This window comes from Umezawaea sp., assembly GCF_036375055.1.
GTDB lineage: Bacteria > Actinomycetota > Actinomycetes > Mycobacteriales > Pseudonocardiaceae > Umezawaea.
In genome coordinates this window covers 108,662-125,077 of the sequence record NZ_DASUSQ010000046.1, presented here as the reverse complement: position 1 = coordinate 125,077, position 16,416 = coordinate 108,662, and the positions used below count along the sequence as shown (strand labels likewise).

Annotated in this window: 13 protein-coding genes; 4 read left to right on the top strand and 9 right to left on the bottom strand. The window is 71.6% G+C overall.

Features of this window, described 5'->3' with window-relative positions; genetic code table 11:
• Window positions 1-6 precede the first annotated feature (6 nt).
• From VFZ92_RS13945 to VFZ92_RS13920, 6 genes are read right to left on the bottom strand one after another with little or no spacing between them, the layout of a single operon-like run.
• Window positions 7-711: a hypothetical protein gene (locus VFZ92_RS13945; protein ID WP_330876321.1), complete on the bottom strand. Its 705-nt coding sequence runs from the start codon at window positions 709-711 to the stop codon at window positions 7-9.
• 21 nt (window positions 712-732) lie between these two features.
• Window positions 733-1,326 carry a GNAT family protein gene (locus VFZ92_RS13940; RefSeq protein ID WP_330876320.1) on the bottom strand — a complete coding sequence of 198 codons (594 nt, stop codon included), beginning with the start codon at window positions 1,324-1,326 and terminating at the stop codon, window positions 733-735.
• On the bottom strand, window positions 1,323-2,870 hold the full coding sequence (locus tag VFZ92_RS13935) for an AMP-binding protein (RefSeq protein WP_330876319.1): 1,548 nt from the start codon (window positions 2,868-2,870) through the stop codon (window positions 1,323-1,325). The genes VFZ92_RS13940 and VFZ92_RS13935 overlap by 4 nt, the downstream gene beginning before the upstream one ends.
• On the bottom strand, window positions 2,870-4,843 hold the full coding sequence (locus VFZ92_RS13930; RefSeq protein ID WP_330876318.1) for a class I tRNA ligase family protein: 1,974 nt from the start codon (window positions 4,841-4,843) through the stop codon (window positions 2,870-2,872). The genes VFZ92_RS13935 and VFZ92_RS13930 overlap by 1 nt, the downstream gene beginning before the upstream one ends.
• Window positions 4,840-5,868 carry an FAD-dependent oxidoreductase gene (locus VFZ92_RS13925; RefSeq protein ID WP_330876317.1) on the bottom strand — a complete coding sequence of 343 codons (1,029 nt, stop codon included), beginning with the start codon at window positions 5,866-5,868 and terminating at the stop codon, window positions 4,840-4,842. Before VFZ92_RS13925 ends, VFZ92_RS13930 begins: the two co-directional genes overlap by 4 nt.
• On the bottom strand, window positions 5,865-7,181 hold the full coding sequence (locus tag VFZ92_RS13920; RefSeq protein ID WP_330876316.1) for a lysine N(6)-hydroxylase/L-ornithine N(5)-oxygenase family protein: 1,317 nt from the start codon (window positions 7,179-7,181) through the stop codon (window positions 5,865-5,867). The genes VFZ92_RS13925 and VFZ92_RS13920 overlap by 4 nt, the downstream gene beginning before the upstream one ends.
• A gap of 623 nt (window positions 7,182-7,804) precedes the next feature.
• Here VFZ92_RS13920 and VFZ92_RS13915 point away from each other — a divergent pair.
• Window positions 7,805-8,833, top strand: a complete 1,029-nt coding sequence (locus VFZ92_RS13915; RefSeq protein WP_330876315.1) for a saccharopine dehydrogenase — start codon at window positions 7,805-7,807, stop codon at window positions 8,831-8,833.
• Complete coding sequence (locus VFZ92_RS13910; RefSeq protein WP_330876314.1) at window positions 8,826-9,923, top strand: saccharopine dehydrogenase C-terminal domain-containing protein; 1,098 nt, start codon at window positions 8,826-8,828, stop codon at window positions 9,921-9,923. The genes VFZ92_RS13915 and VFZ92_RS13910 overlap by 8 nt, the downstream gene beginning before the upstream one ends.
• 58 nt (window positions 9,924-9,981) lie before the next feature.
• On the opposite strand, the gene VFZ92_RS13905 is transcribed toward VFZ92_RS13910, so the two are convergent.
• Together VFZ92_RS13905 and VFZ92_RS13900 are read right to left on the bottom strand one after the other, a co-directional pair.
• Window positions 9,982-10,929 carry a sensor histidine kinase gene (locus VFZ92_RS13905; protein ID WP_330876313.1) on the bottom strand — a complete coding sequence of 316 codons (948 nt, stop codon included), beginning with the start codon at window positions 10,927-10,929 and terminating at the stop codon, window positions 9,982-9,984.
• Window positions 10,926-11,765, bottom strand: a complete 840-nt coding sequence (locus tag VFZ92_RS13900) for an MEDS domain-containing protein (RefSeq protein ID WP_330876312.1) — start codon at window positions 11,763-11,765, stop codon at window positions 10,926-10,928. The genes VFZ92_RS13905 and VFZ92_RS13900 overlap by 4 nt, the downstream gene beginning before the upstream one ends.
• A 167-nt stretch (window positions 11,766-11,932) precedes the next feature.
• Here VFZ92_RS13900 and VFZ92_RS13895 point away from each other — a divergent pair, with 167 nt between their 5' ends.
• The gene (locus VFZ92_RS13895; protein WP_330876311.1) at window positions 11,933-14,626 is read left to right on the top strand and encodes a hypothetical protein; all 2,694 of its coding nucleotides are present in this window, start codon (window positions 11,933-11,935) and stop codon (window positions 14,624-14,626) included.
• Window positions 14,627-14,679: 53 nt separating this feature from the next.
• Here VFZ92_RS13895 and VFZ92_RS13890 read toward each other — a convergent pair whose 3' ends face one another.
• Complete coding sequence (locus VFZ92_RS13890) at window positions 14,680-15,702, bottom strand: zinc-dependent alcohol dehydrogenase family protein (RefSeq protein ID WP_330876310.1); 1,023 nt, start codon at window positions 15,700-15,702, stop codon at window positions 14,680-14,682.
• Window positions 15,703-16,039: 337 nt separating this feature from the next.
• Here VFZ92_RS13890 and VFZ92_RS13885 point away from each other — a divergent pair, with 337 nt between their 5' ends.
• Window positions 16,040-16,345 (top strand): hypothetical protein, encoded by a 306-nt coding sequence (locus tag VFZ92_RS13885; RefSeq protein ID WP_330876309.1) that lies wholly within the window; start codon window positions 16,040-16,042, stop codon window positions 16,343-16,345.
• Window positions 16,346-16,416: the final 71 nt, after the last annotated feature.

The following is a 16,416-nucleotide window of genomic DNA, read 5'->3' as shown; positions in this document are numbered from 1 at the left end:
TTCGTGTCAGCGTGAGATGTGTGCGGAGACGACCTGCAGAATCGCCTTGTGGACGTCGTTCAGGACGGTGTCCTGTGCAGGGAGCCAGCGGTGGACGAAGTGGTCGCAGTCGAGTTCGACGACGTCGACCGATCGGGCGCGCACCGCGTTCGCGACGTACCCGTCCACGACGTCGGGGGGCACGACCTGGTCGTGCGTGCCCGCGATGATCAGCAGGTCGCCGTCGAACTCCCGGATCCCCGCGAACGCGGGGGAGTCCGGGTGGTTGCCCGGCTTGGCGAGCGTGTCGTAGAAGCGGTCGTCGTCCGAGCCCGCCGGGTACGCGGCGGGCACGAACAGGACCAGTGCTCGTGGCCGCAGCTCGGGCACGAGCGCCGCACCGAGGTGCGCCCCCATGCTGGTGCCGATCACCACCGGCGCCTCGTCGGAGCCCAGCTGGGCGGCCGCCGCCCGCGACTCGGCGAGCCGGATGCCCAGCGTGGACTCCTCCAGCACGCCCGTGCTGTCCCCGTTGCCGGAGAACTCGAAGGTCAGGGACCCGTGACCGTGTTCGGCGAGCTCGTCGAGCAGGTAGCGGACGCCGTGCCGGTCCGCGGTCGGCCCGAGCCCGTGCAGGTGCACGACGCTCGGGGCGCGCCCGTCGTCGCCGAGGACCTTCGTGGCGGCGAGCCGGTGCTCACCGACGACGAACGTCAGTTCTTCCGTGTTCATTGTCCTCCCCCGGGTTTCGCCTCACGTGCCGAGCGCGGAAAACCGCTCCTGCCGCACGGACGGCCATTCGTTGCGCAGGATGCTGTAGTAGACGACGTCGCGACGGCGCCCACCGGGCATGTAGTTGAAGCTGCGCAGCACGCCTTCCTCGGTCGCGCCGATCCCCTTGAGCCCGTCGCGGGCGCCGGTGTTCAGCACGTCGGTCTTGAACTCGACCCGCTCGCAGCCGAGCTCGCCGAACGCGTGGTCCAGCAGCGCGAGCTTGGCCCCGCGGTTGACGCCGGTCCGGCGCGCCTCGGGTGCCACCCACGACCAGCCGATCTCCAGCCTGCGGTCCGCCTCGTTGAGGTTGCCGTAGGCGGAACTGCCCATGACCCGACCGGTTTCGCGGTCGATGATGGCGAACACGATGCGGGTCCCGGTGAGCGTGTCGCGCACCGCGGTCTCGATGAACTGGTCGAGGTCGTCCTGCGTCGAGATCCGGGACACGAAGTACGTCCAGATGCTCTCGTCGAAGGAGATGCGCTCGAACGCCTCCCTGTCGGTGATCCGCACCCGGCGCAGCTCGACCCTGCTGTTGGTGAGGACCAGGTCCGTGAACTTGTCCCAGCTCATGCGTGCTCCTTGACTTGCTCGGTGACCAGCAGGGGGACGTCGTCGGGCAACGCACCCGCGTAGATCGACTCCAGTTCGGCCGCGTAGCGGGTGTGGATGTCCTTGCGCCGCGGCTTGAACTGGCCGGTGAGCATCCCGTTCTCGATGGAGAACCGCTCCGCCGCGAGCACGACCGCCTGGACGCGCTGCTCCTCCAGCAGGCCCTCGTTGAGCGACCGGACGAACCGGCGCAGGTCGGCCTCGTCGACGTCGGGTGAGGCGGGCGACACGACCGCGGAGAGGAACTGCCTGCCGCTGCCGTGCAGGACGCACTCGTGGACGGCCGGGTGTTCGCGCACCAGGTGCTCGATCATCGGCGCGAGCACGTTGTACCCGGTGCCCAGCGCGATGACGTCGTCCACCCGGCCCTGCACGAACAGGAAGCCGTCGTCGTCGACGTACCCGACGTCGTAGGTCTTCACCTCACCGGTCGGCAGGAACGTCTTCTCGTTCACGCCCGGAGCCGACCAGGTGTACCTGGTGTTGATCGGGTGCGTGCTGCCGACGATGAGCACACCGTCCTGGTCGAACCGGACCCTCTTGCCCGGCAGCACCCTGCCGACGCTGCCGAGCCGGAACGCGCCGGGGTGGTTCTTCGAGACGATGCACGTCTCGTTGAGACCGTACCCCTCGTACAGCGGCACCCCGTTGTCGTTGAAGAACTCCAGCACGGCCCGGCTCGCCGGCGCGGAACCGGTCCACAGGTACCGGATCCGGCCGCCGAGCCACTTCTGGATCACCTCGGTGCCGGGGGTGGCGCCGGTGGCCTCGATGCGCGTCTTCACGTCCTCGTAGAAGCCGGGCACGCCCATGACGACGGTCGGCGCCGCGAGCGGTGCCACGTCCAGCACGTCGTCGACGGACGCGAGCGTGACGTCGTGCCCGAAGACCAGCGCGGAGTAGATCCAGTACCGCTGCTGGAGGAACCAGTTGCCGAGGAACACCAGCAGGTTGTCGCCGTCACCGTGGGCGAACATGTCCTGCGTCGCGTCCAGCGCGCTGTTGACGCTGGCCACGGTCGCCTCAAGCCCCTTCGGCATGCCGGTGCTGCCGGAGGTGAACTTGATCGCGCAGATGTCGGCGGCGTCGTAGCCGGTGTGCAGCGGCTCGCTCTCCGCGCCGTCACCCGCCCAGTCGGCGATGACGGCGATGTCGAGGACCACCCGCCCGTCGGCGTCGGGGGAGTCGGTGAACAGCGCGGAGAGACCGAAGTCGCGCACGACCTCCTCCGAGTCGAACCGCCCCGGTTCGAACCCCGCCGTGACGGCACCGAGCTTGAGCACCGCGATGTCGAGCAGCACCCACTCGCGGCTGTTGCGGGCCATGATGCCGACCCGGTCGCGGCGGCCGATCCCGAGTTCCCGCAACCGCAGCGCCACCGCGGTGGCCCGTGCGTCGACCTCGGCCAGGCTCAGCGACCGGAGTTCGCCCTCGTGCGCGTGGTGGAAGCGGTGCCGGGTGTCGGTGTTGCGCTGCAACGCGATCGCGTTGACGACGTCGAGCATCAGGCGGTCCCCCCGTGGAAGAAGGTGACCCCCAGCTCGATCGGCGTGCCCGCCGGGACCAGTTCGACCGTGGTCGGCCAGGTGGTCGCCCCCGGCAGGCCGAGCGCGGCGGTGAGCCGGGCGGCGAAGCCCGGCATGACCGGTGCCGCGACGCTCGCCAGCAGCCGCGCGGCCGCCAGTTCGAGCGCGACGACGCTGCGGGTCTCGTCCTTCCAGGTGTCGATGCCCGCGACCTGGTGCTCCAACTCGGCGAACTCGCGCACGTCCCGCACGATGCCGTCCAGTTCGGCGGCGGCGCGGTTCAGCGAGAAGCCGTCCGCACCGAGTCCGCCGGTGACCGCGGACAGCCGGTTGGCCAGCTTGTCGAGGAACGCGACGTGCTCCGGCGTCCACACACCCGCGTCCGGCACGACGCCGCCGTACCACTCGCGCACCCGACCGTCGAGCTCGTGCAGCCAGCGCTGCCACGACCCGATCAGCGTGTCGCCGAGCACCTGGTCGTACCGGGTCGGGTCGAAGTTCGTCCGCCTGCCCTCGGACCGCGTGCCCGCGAGGAAGTAGCGGACCGCGTCGACGCTCTCCGGGGTCAGCACCTCCTTGCCCCAGATGGCGTGCTTGCGGCTGGTCGAGAACTTCTCGTTGTTCAGGAGGAGGAACTCGTTGACGTGGTAGTCGATGTCGGGCTGCCAGGACGGGAACGCGAGCGAGTAGAGCACGGGGTAGAGCAGCGCGTGGTAGAAGCTGTTGTCGTAGCCGAAGAAGTGGACGACCTTCCAGTCCTGCTCGGGTGCGTCGGCCTGCCACCCGGTCTGGAGCTTCCTGCCGAGCGCCTCGATGCCGTGCAGGAACCCGTACGCCATCTCCGGCCACACCCAGATGACCTGACCGTCCACACCGGACTCAGCGGGCGGCACGCCCCACTGCGAGGGGTGGGTGATCGGCAGCTCGAACTCCTCGCGGGCGAACACCCGGTGCGTCAGCTCGCGCAGCCGCGCGGGCACCCGGCCGAGGTTGTGGTGGGCGGTGACCTCCTTGCGGAACTCGTGCAGCGGCAACGAGTACCGGGTCGACACGCCGTGCGCGGCGGGGTTCCCGGTGCGCCGCGTGCGGGGGTCGACCAGGTCCGCGCAGACGTTCGGCTCGCCGCACTCCTCGCAGATGTTGCCGTTCGTGCCGTTGCCGCAACCGGGGCAGCCACCGGACACGCCCACCTCGTAGAGGTACTCGCCGGTCTCGTCGTCGAGCAGCGCGGGCGCCTCCAGCGGTCGCACGACACCGGACTCGACCACGCGGGAGAAGAAGCGCCGCAGGCCCGCGCGGTAGGTCTCGTCCGCGTTCGTGACCGTGTACTGCTCGACCTCGATGTCCATCATGCGGAGCGTCTCGGCGATCTCGGACGAGAAGTGCGCCGCCGTCTCCGCCGGGGACCTCCCGTCGCGCTCGGCGCGGTCGACGACGTAGCTCTGGTAGTCGTCGCTGCCGGTGAGGTGCCAGGCGTTGACGCCGTTGAGCCGCTGGAACCGGACGAACGCGTCCGCGCCGAGGTACGGCCCGGACAGGTGCCCGAGGTGCAGGTCGCCGTTCGGCGTCGGCGGCGTGGAGAAGACGAAGACGGGGCGGTCGCCGAACCGGTTCCTGCCCGCGGCCGCCGAGGTCGCCTCCGCGGGGTCCCGCCAGTACAGGTCGAAGAAGATCAGGTCCTCGTCGCCGGTGTTCTCGATGACGTGGGTCTCGAACGGCTCGAACCGGACGACGGTGCCGGGCGCGACCGGGCTGCGCCTGCCGTCGACGACCAGCTCGCCCGTGCCGCGGACGATGACGAAGACCTCGGTCTCGTCGTGCTGGTGCGGATCGCTGGAGGCACCGGGGACGACCCGGCCCCAGCCCGCGCCGGGTCCGAACCCGGACTCCGAGCTCATGTCGATGCCGAACGCCTTGGACAGCTCGTCGGTGTTGTACTGGCTGACGATCACGCGCTGATCCTTTGTCCTGAGCCGATGCGGAGTAGGTCGGCGGTTTCCGCCGCGATGGCCGGAGCGAGCCGGTATCCGGAGCCGTTGGCCGCGCCCGCGAAGACGACCCGACCGCTCGGGTCGACCGTGCGCACGAGCGGCTCCCCGGTGGGGCTGTAGGCGTCGCAGAACACCCGACCGGACGTGGTGCGCTCCACGAGCCGCGGCGCGAGCAGCCCGAGCACCTCGCGTCCTTCGGCGAGCGCCCGCTCGCTGAGCCCGTCGGTGAACTCGTCGGGCACGACGTCCCAGTGCTTGCTCGTGAAGCTGAAGAGCTGGTGGCCGCGGTGCGCCATGGGCAGCAGGAACGCGTCGACGTCCTGGAACACGACGAGGCGGTCCTCGGCGGTGGGCACCTGGTCGACGTGCAGCGCGACGACCTGCTTCACCCGCACGCCCAGCGGTTCGAGGAGGTCGCGCCAGGCGGGCGCGTGCACCCACGGACCGGGCGCGATGACGACCCGCCCCGCGAGCAGCGACTCGCCGGTGCCCAGCCGGAGCAGCACCCCGTCCGGCCCCGGCTCGACGGCCGTCACCGCGACACCCTCGCGGAACTTGACCCGCGACCGCAGCTCACCGGCGAGCACGGTGGTCAGCGCGCCGACATCGGCGTAGTGGCACCCGGCCACGTCCCAGGAGCCGTCCGGCCGCTCGGTGGGCCGAGCCAGTTCCAGGTACGCGCCGGTCACGGCCGCGGCGTCCGCGGACACCACCGACGCGGCGAGCGGGAAGATCGGCAGCGCCGGGTCGGACTCCGCCAGCCGCTCGTAGTGGCGGTGGCTGTACTCGGTCATCCGCCGCACGCGCGGGGTTGCCCCGCGCGGGAAGTGCACGCCCGCGGACCTCCTGCTGGCTCCCGACCCGGCGATGTCGCGGTCGAGCACGGTGACCGCGAGGTGCGGTGCGCGCGCGACGAGTTCGCGGGCGATGAGGCAGCCCACGATCCCGCCGCCCACGACCGCGACGTCGACGTCGGGCCCGCTCATCCGAACACGACCTTCGTGGCGTCCTCGGTGCCGAGCTTCGCCGACCACTCGATGAACGACGCGAGCTGCTCGTCGCTGCGGACACCGCGCAGCCGGTCGACGACGCGCTGGCTGCGCCACGCGATGAGGCTGAGGTTCCGGTCGGGCAGGCCCCGCTGCGTCGGTGCCGCGTTGTGCAGGAACACGTTGCGGTCGGAGGGACCGTCCCACCGCACGATGAAGTCCTTGTCGATCCTCAGCTCGGCGCCCTCGCGCTCGAACCGGTGCGCGATCGGGTCGAGGAAGTCCGACGGCGCGGACCGGAACCCGGTCGCCCACACGATCACGTCGGCGTCGACCTGCCCCACCACACCGGGGTGGTTGCTGTTCGACACCTTGATCGCCAGGTCGTTCTGCCCGCTGCCGGGACCGACGTCGAACACCTCGCGGTTCGGGTAGAGGGCGACGGCGTCGTGTGCTCCCTCGATGAACCTGAGCACGTAGATGCGCTGGTAGATCTCCCTCAGGGTGGCTTCGGAGATCCCGTCGCTGGCGAGCACGTGCTGGGAGATGAACTCCTCCCGCTTGGCCCGGTCGAGGTTGAAGAAGTAGTCCGAGTAGCTCGGCACGAAGAAGTCGTTGGTGAACGGCGAATCGTCGATCGGGAAGTAGTTGCGCCGCCTGGTCACCCAGGACACGCGACGCGGCCGCTCGTGCTCGGGCCTGCTGATGAGGTCGAGGAACGCCTCGGCGCCGGACTGCCCGCCGCCGACCACGCACACCCGCTTGCTCCGCAGGTTCGCCCCCAGCTCGACGATGTCGCTGACGTGGAACTGCTGCTCACCGAGCTGCGCGACGGCGGGCACCCACGGCTTGGTGCCGACGCCGACGGAGATGTTGTTCGCGGTCAGCGTTCGCTTGTTGGTCCGGACGACGAAGACCTGGTCGAAGTCGACGGAGAGGACCTCCTCGCCGAAGACGACGTTCTCGTTCTGGTCGCTCGCCCAGTGCATGTAGTTGCGGAACTCCTGGCGGGGCACCGCGTCGAACTGGGCGTTGATGAAGTGGTAGATCTTGCCGCACGAGTGCAGGTAGGACAGGAACGAGAACTTGCTCGTCGGATCGGCCAGGCTGACCAGATCCTTGAGCATCGACACCTGAAGCGTCGCTCCTGGTAACTGTTGACCGTCGTGCCAGCCGAATTCAGCCCTTTTTTCCAGGAAGAGGTTCGTGATCTCCGGACGGGAGTGCAGAAGTGAAGCCAAACTCAGGTTGGCCGGGCCAGCGCCAATTCCAATACAATCGTAGTGCGTGCGCACAGAAGCATCGCGCATTGCAAAGACCCCCATAGTCCATACGACCCAGGAACGCGAACGCGCAGGGCAGGGCAAGGCGCGCGACCGACGGTTCACGAAGGTCGCGCAGCACAACGCGGGGCTGCCGAAACCGGCCGCCCGACGTTATGGAAAAGATCGTCTACTGATGCATATCGACTTCGTGCGACCACTCGGTCGAAGTCGCAGAAAAAAGATCAACCCCAGAGCTCAAAGCTTCTCCCCAGACGGATGAGCACCTGATATTCCCCTCGTTCGAGGCTACAGCGGCCGCGCGCCCATTTCAACCAAGTTACGAAAAAACGTGGTACCGGCCGTGGGGCTGCCCGATATTTCGGTAAGCCGCAGTGAGGGGGTGGAACCGGTTGCGCCAGGGGGAGGTGGTGTGCTGGGCGCGGGCGCGGCCCGGTCCGAACCCCCCGCGTGGTGGTCGGATCTCGTTGTCGACCACAGTGGATCATGGTAGTTTCGGCACCCGTGCGGTGGGGGGAACCGCGGTCCGGGAACCCCTTGGCCTGTCGGGAAATGATGTCCCGCGAGCGCGTGCGACCATCCGTCGATCGATCCGACGACGACGTCCCGCCCCCGAACTCCGCACCTCTGTCTCGAAAGGACTCTTCGCGATGACCCGGTTGTGGATCCGAGGGGAAGCTCGGGCGACGGAGCGGCGCGCGCCGGTCGTGCCCGAGGACGTGCACGTCCTCGTCGAGGCCGGGATCGACGTGACCGTCGAGGCGTCGGCGCAGCGGGCGTTCCCGGTCGAGGACTACCGGGCCGCGGGCTGCGACGTCGCTCCCGAGGGCAGTTGGGTCGACGCGCCGTCCGACGTCGTCGTGGTCGGGCTGAAGGAACTGCCCGACCACCCGGGGGAGCTCCGCCACCGGCACGTGTTCTTCGGACACGCCTTCAAGGGCCAGGCGGGCGCCCGCGACCTGCTCGACCGGTTCCACTCCGGTGGCGGAACGCTGCTCGACCTGGAGTACCTGACCGACGACGCGGGACGACGGCTCGCGGCGTTCGGCTACTGGGCGGGCTACGTCGGCGCCGCACTGGCCGTGCTGCACGCGCGCGGTCGCCTGTCGGCACCGCTGCTGCCGACCACCCGCGCCGACCTGGACGCCGCGCTGCGGGTGCCGGGCGATCCGCTGAGGGGTCTGGTCATCGGCGCGCTCGGCCGCAGCGGGCGAGGCGCGAGGGACGCACTGGTCGTCGCGGGCCTCGTCCCGACCGAGTGGGACCTGCCCGAGACCGCGAACCTGGACCGGGCGGCGCTGATCGGGCACGACGTCCTGGTCAACACGGTGCTCACCACCCGCCCGTCGCCCCCGTTCCTGACCGACGCCGACCTGGACGCGCCGGGGCGTTCGCTGCGGGTGGTCTCGGACGTGACCTGCGACGTGACCTCGCGGCACAACGTCCTGCCGGTCAACGACCGCGTCACGTCCTGGGACGAACCCGCGCGCAGGCTGCGCGACGGGGAGCGGCCCGTGGACGTGATCGCGATCGACAACCTGCCGTCCCTGCTGCCCGTGGAGGCCAGCGCGGCGTTCTCCGCCGAGTTGACGCCCCAACTGCTGGACCTCGACGCCGCTCCGTGGCGCCGAGCGGTGAAGCACTTCCACGACGCGGTGAAGGAGAACGTCGATGCCTAGGGTGCACTGGGTCGGGACCGGCCTGTCGACCGGCAGCGGTGTCCGCGTCCTCAGCGAGATCGCCGACGTCGTCGTGCACGGGCGGACGGCCGCGAAGGCAGCGGCCTGCGCGGAGCGGCTCGGACTGGCGGGCCGGGTGGGGACGGCCGCCCTCGACGACCTCGCTCCCGCCGCGGGGGACGTCGTGGTCTCGATGCTGCCCGCCACCGAGCACGGGCGACTCCTCGGGGTCTGCCTCGCGGCGGGCGCGCACTTCGCCAACACCAGCTACGTGTCCCCCGAGATCGCCGAGCAGGCCCGCGACGCCGGGGTCGTGGTGCTCACCGAGGCCGGGCTCGACCCCGGCATCGACCACCTCCTGGCCCACAGCCTCGTCGCGGAGGCGCGAGCCGCGGTCGAGGGACCGGCGCGGGTCGCCTTCACCTCCTACTGCGGTGGCATTCCGGCCGTGCCCAACGACTTCCGGTACCGCTTCAGCTGGGCGCCGCGCGGTGTCCTCACCGCGCTGTGCTCGCCTGCCCGGTACGTCGAGGACGGCACCGAGCGGATCGCGGACAGGCCGTGGGAGGCGGTCCGCCCGCACGTCATCGGCGGAGAGCGGTTCGAGGTCTACCCCAACCGGGACAGCGTGCCGTTCGTCGCCCAGTACGGGATGGACGCGGGGTGGACGCTGGACGAGTTCGTCCGCGGCACGCTCCGCCTCGACGGCTGGCAGGCGGCGTGGCAACCGGTCTTCGCCGAACTGCGCGGTGGTGACCAGGACCGGATCACCGAGCTGGCCGAGGAGCTGGCCACTCGCTACCCGACCACGAGCGCCGACCGCGACAGGGTCGTGCTGGCCGTGGCGTTGCGGGTCGACGGCGCCGACGGGACCTCGTGGTCCGGCGAACACGTGCTCGACCTCGTCGGCGACGACGAGGACAGCGCCATGGCCCGCCTGGTCTCCACGACGGCGGCGGTGGGCGTCGGCGAGATCCTCGCCGGACGGCTGCCCGCGGGTCTCCACCGAGCCGCCGAGAGCCCCGGTGACGCCGAGCGCTGGCTCGAATCCCTGCGCGCGCACGGGATCACCACCCGGTCCCACCGGTAGGCCGGTCGCGGTCCGAGGTCGCCCCGAACAGCGCGCGGAACGCTGTTCGGGGCCTGCGCTACGGGGCGGACAGGGCCAGGAACGTGTAGACGGTGGTGCCGCGCGGGCTGGTGTGCACGCGGACGAGGTCGACGAGTTGGTTGACCAGCAGGAGTCCTTGTCCTCCGTGCTGCCCCGGCTCGGGTGGGCGGCGACCGGCGAGGGGATCGGTGAGACGACCGGTGTCCTCGACGGCGCAGACCAGGGTCTCCCCGTCGAGCCAGAACCGCACCCGGCACCCGGCACCGGTGTACCGGAGGCTGTTGGTGACCAGTTCGGTCGCGACGAGCTGGAGGTCGGCCACCCGGTCGGTGGCCAGTCCCCACCGCGGCGCCCACGCGTCGACGAGCCTGCGGACGTCCCGGATCTCGGCGGTGGTGGTGATCACCAGGTCGACGGGGTCCTGGCCCACGTCCAGGGGTTGGTTGTAGAGGCTGACCACGGCCTCGGGGGCGTAGTGGTCGCTGTCGCGGCGCTCGTCGGCGTTCCACACCGTCGGGTGCGTGGCCAGGGCGTCGGCCAGCGCCCGGTCGTCGAGCGTCGAGGTGTCGTAGGGGCAGACGATGGTGACGTCACGCCCGGCGAACGCCAGGTTGATCAACGCTTCGTGCTGGGCGCAGGCCGGGTACTCGGTGGCGGTGCGGCCCGCCCAGATCGGTTCGCCGATGATGCGCACGTGCCGGTCGCGGTGGGTGTCGGCGAACCGCCGCAGCACGGTCGGGATGATCGTGCCGGGGTTGCGGCCCACCTCCTCCATGTCCAGCATCCGCACGTCGTCCGCGGCCGTGCCCAACGCCTCGCGCAGCAGCTCCAGCCGCGCGCCGGGCACCGCCACGGCGACGGGTTCGCCGTTCGCCACGCCGTCGGTGATGAAGGGCACGAGTGTGCTCAGGTAGTCGTCGTCGGAGCCGTAGAACAGGGCCGGGTGGATGAATCCACCGCGGGGCGGCGTCGCCTGGAGCGTCACGCGACTTCCTCGACTCGCACGGAGTGCAGGTCGAGGAGCTTCACGAGTCGGCTCAAACCGGGCCAGGAGGTGCGCAGCACCACCGGGGAGCCGCGGTCGGAGAGACGATCGACCAGGCGCAGCAAGCTGTTGTGGTCGAGGAACGTCAGCGCTGTGGCGTCGAGCACCAGTTCTCCGTTCTGAGGACGTAGGTCGACGCGGTCCAGGGCCGCGGTGAACAGCTCGGTGGAGGAGTCCACCTCGCCACCCAGGGCGGTGAGGCCTCCGCCGAGGGCGTGCAGCCGGAAACCGGACGTGTCGGTGTTGGTGTTCGGGTGCAAGCTCGCGACGTGCGCGAACGCCCGGTCGTCGACGTCCGCGGCGGAGTAGGCGCACAACGCCGAGAACGCGTGATCGGCCATGTAGCGGTCCGCGAGGTGCTCGTAGCGGGCGAAGGCGTCGAACTGCCGCGCGGAGCGCACCAGGGGAGTCACGTCCGCGGCCACCCGCAGTCCGGAGAACCCGTCCGCCAGGGCTGCCTCGGTGGCGTTGGCGTACGTCCGCACCTGGGCCACGGGGTCGACCACCCCGCCTGCGGAGTACACCGCGTCCACCGACGCCACGTGGGCGGCGCCGTCCCGCAACGCCCGGTCGATCCCGTCGATCCCCCGCAAGCTCTCCACCAGGGCGTCCACCGGGCCGGGAGCGGTGTAGAGGATGCGACTGCCCTGCTCCAGGCCTTCGCGCAAGAACTCCCGCGCGCGGGCCTGGAATTCGAGCACGTCGTCGTACCGCCAGCACACGTGATCGTGAACCCCCAGATCACGAGCATGTTCCACGAGCCCTGACCTGCGCATACCGTGATCCTACGCGTACCGGTGGCGAGGGTCCGCACCACCGGTGCGGTGGTTTTCAGGCCGGTAGGTGTTTCGGCCAAAGGTGCGAAAGTGTTTCGAGAACGCTTGTGCCGCGGTGTCCGGCAGCGCTAGAACTGGTCGACCGCCAGTCGATCCGGGGGGACCACATGCGCTGGGCGAAACTGCTGCTGCCCGTCCTGGTGGCGGCGACCCTCGTCGCGCCGGTCACGGCGACGGCCCAGGTCCGACGAGCGCCCGACGCGCCGCCGCGGCCGGGGTGGGCGATCACCGCTACGGGGCTGGTGTGGACGGCGACCGCCCCGGTCCCGCCGGGTGGCGCGGCGGTCGAGTTCTGGGACGGCGACCGGCTGCTGGGGGTGCCGCGACCGTCGGCGGACCTGCGCACCTACACCCTGGACGCGGCGGACGTCGAGGGCGTCGACGCGCTCCAGGTGCGGCTGTCGGGCAGGCGCCTGGACGTCGAGGAGCCCGTTCTCCCGTCGGCCGGTTCGGTCGCGCCGCCGCCCGCGCTCCTGCCCGCGGGGAGCACCGACCCCGGCACGCCCGGCCCGTTCGCCACGTCCACCGGGGAGTACGAGCTCGACCCCATCACCGCGCCCGGTTACGCGGTGCCGTTGGAGATGAGGGCCGTGGTCGTCGCGCCGGTCGGTGCGACGGGCCGTCGCCCCGTGGCGCTGTTCCTGCACGGCAGGCACATCACCTGCTACGACGGCACCCAGATGCTGTTGACGTGGCCCTGTCCGGAGCCCGCCGAGCCGGTGCCGAGCTACCGCGGCTACCTGGGGGCGCAGCGGCTGCTGGCCTCGCAGGGCTACGTGACGGTGTCCGTGTCCGCCAACTCGGTCAACGCCCAGGACGGGTTGGACGTGGAACTGGGCGCGGGCGCCCGGTCGGCGCTGGTGCGCGCGCACCTGGCGCGGTGGGCGGACTGGGCGGGGGCCGGTCGCGGTTCCGCGCCCGAGGTGGTCCGCGCCGCACCGGTCGCCGACCTGCGTCAGGTGTTGCTGGTCGGGCACTCCCGCGGCGGCGAGGGCGTCAACCGGGCCGCGGTCGACAGCCTCTCCCCGCCGCCGCCGGGCAGCGGCCACGACGGCCCGGTGCTCTGGACGATCAAGGGCCAACTGCTGATCGGCCCGACGGTCTTCGCGCACAACCCGGCGCCGGACGTGCCGTCGGTGACGATCCTGCCCGGCTGCGACGGCGACGTGTCCGACCTCCAGGGCCAGCTGTACGTGGACGCCACCCGCGGTGTGAGCCGGGGGGCCGCGCTGCACAGCGCGCTGTACTTCGTCGGCGCCAACCACAACTTCTTCAACAGCGAGTGGACGCCCGGCCAGGCGGAGGCCCCGGCGTCCGACGACTTCCTCTCCCCACCCGAGGACCCGGTGTGCTCGCCGGGGACGCCCACCCGGCTCACCGCCGAGCAGCAGCAGACCGCGGGCGCGACCTACATCGCCGCGGCGGCACGCCTGTTCGTCGCCGGAGACCGGCGGGTGCTGCCGCTGCTGGACGGTTCGGGCGTCCGAGCGCCCTCGGCCGACCCGGCGCGCGTGCTCGCCCACGCCGTCGGCGGCGCGCGCTCCCCGTTCGTCGTGCCCGACGAGGCGACCTCGGCCGCGGGTTCGGCACGGGTGTGCGCGCAGGTCTCGGCGGACCCGGCCGCGGCGTGCGTCGACCCGGCCGCAGGCCGCCCGTCGCCGCACTTCGTCCGGTTCAACCGCATCGTGCCCGAGTCCGGCCGGTTCGCCGTGGCGCTGGGGTGGACGGCCGACGGGCAGGCCGCGACCGCGCGACCCGGCACGCCGGTGTCGCTGGAGGGGGCGCGGCAGCTGGCGCTGAGGCTGGCCGTGCCGCCGAACAGCCCGACCACCCGCTTCGACGTGGCCGTGACCGACGCGGCCGGGCGCCGCGCGGCGCTGGGGTCGGTGGCGCTGGACGGGCTGCCCGCCACCGACCGGATCTCCGCCCGCTGGGCGCAGGAGGTGCGCGTGCCGCTGCCCGCGCAGGGGATCGACCTGGGCCGCGTCGCCGAGCTGGAACTGGTCCCGCACGGTGGTTCCGGGCAGGCGTGGCTCGTGGACGCCCACGGTTACGCTCCCGGCCTGCCCGCCCCGCGGCCGGTCGCGCTGCCGCGCGTCGACCTGGGCGCGCTGACCGCCGAGGAGGGCGACTCGGGCGTGCGGACCGTCCGGTTCCCGGTCTCGGTCACCGGGAGCGGCGCGGGCGCGGTGCGGGTGTTCGTCCAGAACGAGGGCGACGCCGCGTACACCGAGCAGCTGGTGGCGATCGAGCCGGGACAGCGCGAGCTGGAGGTCCTGGTGCGGATCACCGGCAACACCCGCTGGAACCTGGACGCGCGGCGCACGGTGCTGGTCAAACCCGTGCGGGGCGCGGTCGTCGGCCGGTACGCCGACAGGCTGACCGTGCCGAACGACGACCCGGAGCCGACCTTCACCGCCACCCCGGTCACCGACGCGATCACCGAGGGCGGCACCCTGGCGTGGCGGATGACGCTGTCCGCGCCCGCCGACCGGATGCTCCTGGTCACGGGCAGGCCCACCGCCCCCGAGGGGGCCGAGCTGTCCACCACGGACGTCGACGAGCTGTGGTTCCGCCGCAACGTCTCCCAGGAGGAGCCGCTGCCCTCGCGGCCGTTGTCGAGCACGCGGGTGCAGCCGCTGGCCAGCATCCCGCGCGGGGAGCTGACCGGGGTGCTGACCGTGCCGACGGTGGCCGACCTGGAGGTCGAGCCGGTCGAGCGGATCCGCCTCAACCTCACGCTGCTCTCGTCCACCGGGTCGGCCTCCGGAGAGGTCGCCGACGGCACGCCCGCCGGGTGAACCGCGGGCCCAGCGGCGGGGTTCCGGGCTGGTAGCGCCGTCCGCGCCAGGGGTCAGGGGCGGAGGAGGGTCTTGATGGCGCGGCGTTCGTCCATGGCCCGGTAGCCCTCGGCGACCTGGTCGAGGGGCAGTGCGAGGTCGAAGACCCTGCCGGGGTCGATGGCGCCGGTCCAGATGCGGTCGATGAGGTCGGGGAGGAAGCGGCGGACGGGGGCCGGGCCGCCCAGGAGGCGGACGTGGCTGAAGAACAGTTCCTCGCCGGGGAGGGTGACGTCGTGCGCGACGCCGACGTAACCCGTGGAGCCGCCGGGCCGGGTGGAGCGGATGGCCTGCGTCATGGACTCCTGGGTGCCGACGGCCTCGATCACGCTGTGGGCGCCGAGGCCGTCGGTGAGGTCCTTGATCCGCGCGACGCCGTCGTCGCCGCGTTCGGTGACGATGTCGGTGGCGCCGAACGCGGTGGCGAGCTCCTGCCGGGATTCGTGGCGGCTCATGGCGATGATCCGTTCCGCGCCCAGCTCACGGGCGGCGAGCACCCCGAGCAGGCCCACGGCGCCGTCGCCGACGACGGCCACGGTCTTGCCGGGACCCACGTCCGCGGCCACGGCGCCGAACCACCCGGTGCCCAGCACGTCGGAGGCCGCGAGCAGGCTCGGCAGCAGGTCGTCCGAGGGCACCTCGGGGGTGGCGACGAGCGTGCCGTCGGCGAGCGGGACCCGCAGGTACTCGGCCTGGGCGCCGTCCACGCCGACCGCCTGGCGGTGCACGCAGGAGGTCTGGAACCCGGCCCGGCAGATCTCGCAGGTGTTGTCGGAGGCGAAGAACGAGCCGACCACGAACTGGCCGGGTCTGATCCCGGTGACCTCGCCGCCGACCTCCTCGACGATCCCGACGTACTCGTGGCCCATCGGCGTGGGCCCGGACACGGTTTCGACGCCGCGGTAGGGCCACAGGTCCGACCCGCACACGCAGGTGGCGGACAGGCGGACGATGGCGTCGGTGGGGGACTGGACGGCGGGGTCGGGACGGTCCTCCAGGCGGACGTCGCCGGGGGCGTGGATGACAGCTCCGCGCATGGTCGGGTGCTCCTCGGGGGTGTGTTCGATCGGGTGACGGTCGGTCCTGGGCATCTCTCCGGCGACGGCCATCGCCCTGGGGCCCGTCCGCGTGGAGGACGAGGTGGGTGATGGATTCGATCAGCGCGCACCCGGTTCCGCAACCCTGGGTTCGCGGCGGCCACCAGACCGCGGCGCACCCCGTCACCACGCCGGTGACGACGTGTTCGAAGTGGACGGGCTGGTGCCGTTCACCCCCTCGTCCGCGGCCCCTACAACGAGACCGCGGGACCGCTCCCCGCGGACGTCGTCACGATCGGCGGTGTGCACGACCTGACCCCCGTCGATCGGAGTGAGCATGCGCAAGACAACGGCGGCGTTCGCAGTAGCCCTCGCCATCGCGGGGGTGACCGTGTTCAGCGCGTCTCCTGCCGGCGCGATCACCAACTGCTCCAGCTACTTCATCGACACCCCGAGGGTGGGGGCGCGGTGCACGAGCAGTGCGGGCGCCCTGAGCACGGTGATGGCGATCGCCTACTGCCGGCGTGACCTGGTGCCGCAGAAGGTGGTGTACGGACGCAGTGTCCGCGTCCACGAGACCTCGGTCGCCGACTGCGGTGCCGGTTGGTACGCCGCCAACCACGGGTACGCGCTCGGCAGTTAGGCGCGCGACCGCGGTGCGGGTCTTCCGGCGGCGGATCGTGGGGTTCGACCACCGCGTCCGCCGACCGGGAA

Bases quoted from the DNA above. Each gene is read 5' to 3' on its own strand.
- VFZ92_RS13910 (WP_330876314.1), top strand. From the start codon at position 8,826: ATGCCTAGGGTGCACTGGGTCGGGACCGGCCTGTCGACCGGCAGCGGT.
- VFZ92_RS13925 (WP_330876317.1), bottom strand. From the start codon at position 5,868: ATGAGCGGGCCCGACGTCGACGTCGCGGTCGTGGGCGGCGGGATCGTG.
- VFZ92_RS13935 (WP_330876319.1), bottom strand. From the start codon at position 2,870: ATGCTCGACGTCGTCAACGCGATCGCGTTGCAGCGCAACACCGACACC.
- VFZ92_RS13885 (WP_330876309.1), top strand. From the start codon at position 16,040: ATGCGCAAGACAACGGCGGCGTTCGCAGTAGCCCTCGCCATCGCGGGG.
- VFZ92_RS13945 (WP_330876321.1), bottom strand. From the start codon at position 711: ATGAACACGGAAGAACTGACGTTCGTCGTCGGTGAGCACCGGCTCGCC.
- VFZ92_RS13940 (WP_330876320.1), bottom strand. From the start codon at position 1,326: ATGAGCTGGGACAAGTTCACGGACCTGGTCCTCACCAACAGCAGGGTC.
- VFZ92_RS13890 (WP_330876310.1), bottom strand. From the start codon at position 15,702: ATGCGCGGAGCTGTCATCCACGCCCCCGGCGACGTCCGCCTGGAGGAC.
- VFZ92_RS13915 (WP_330876315.1), top strand. From the start codon at position 7,805: ATGACCCGGTTGTGGATCCGAGGGGAAGCTCGGGCGACGGAGCGGCGC.
- VFZ92_RS13895 (WP_330876311.1), top strand. From the start codon at position 11,933: ATGCGCTGGGCGAAACTGCTGCTGCCCGTCCTGGTGGCGGCGACCCTC.
- VFZ92_RS13920 (WP_330876316.1), bottom strand. From the start codon at position 7,181: ATGCGCGATGCTTCTGTGCGCACGCACTACGATTGTATTGGAATTGGC.
- VFZ92_RS13900 (WP_330876312.1), bottom strand. From the start codon at position 11,765: ATGCGCAGGTCAGGGCTCGTGGAACATGCTCGTGATCTGGGGGTTCAC.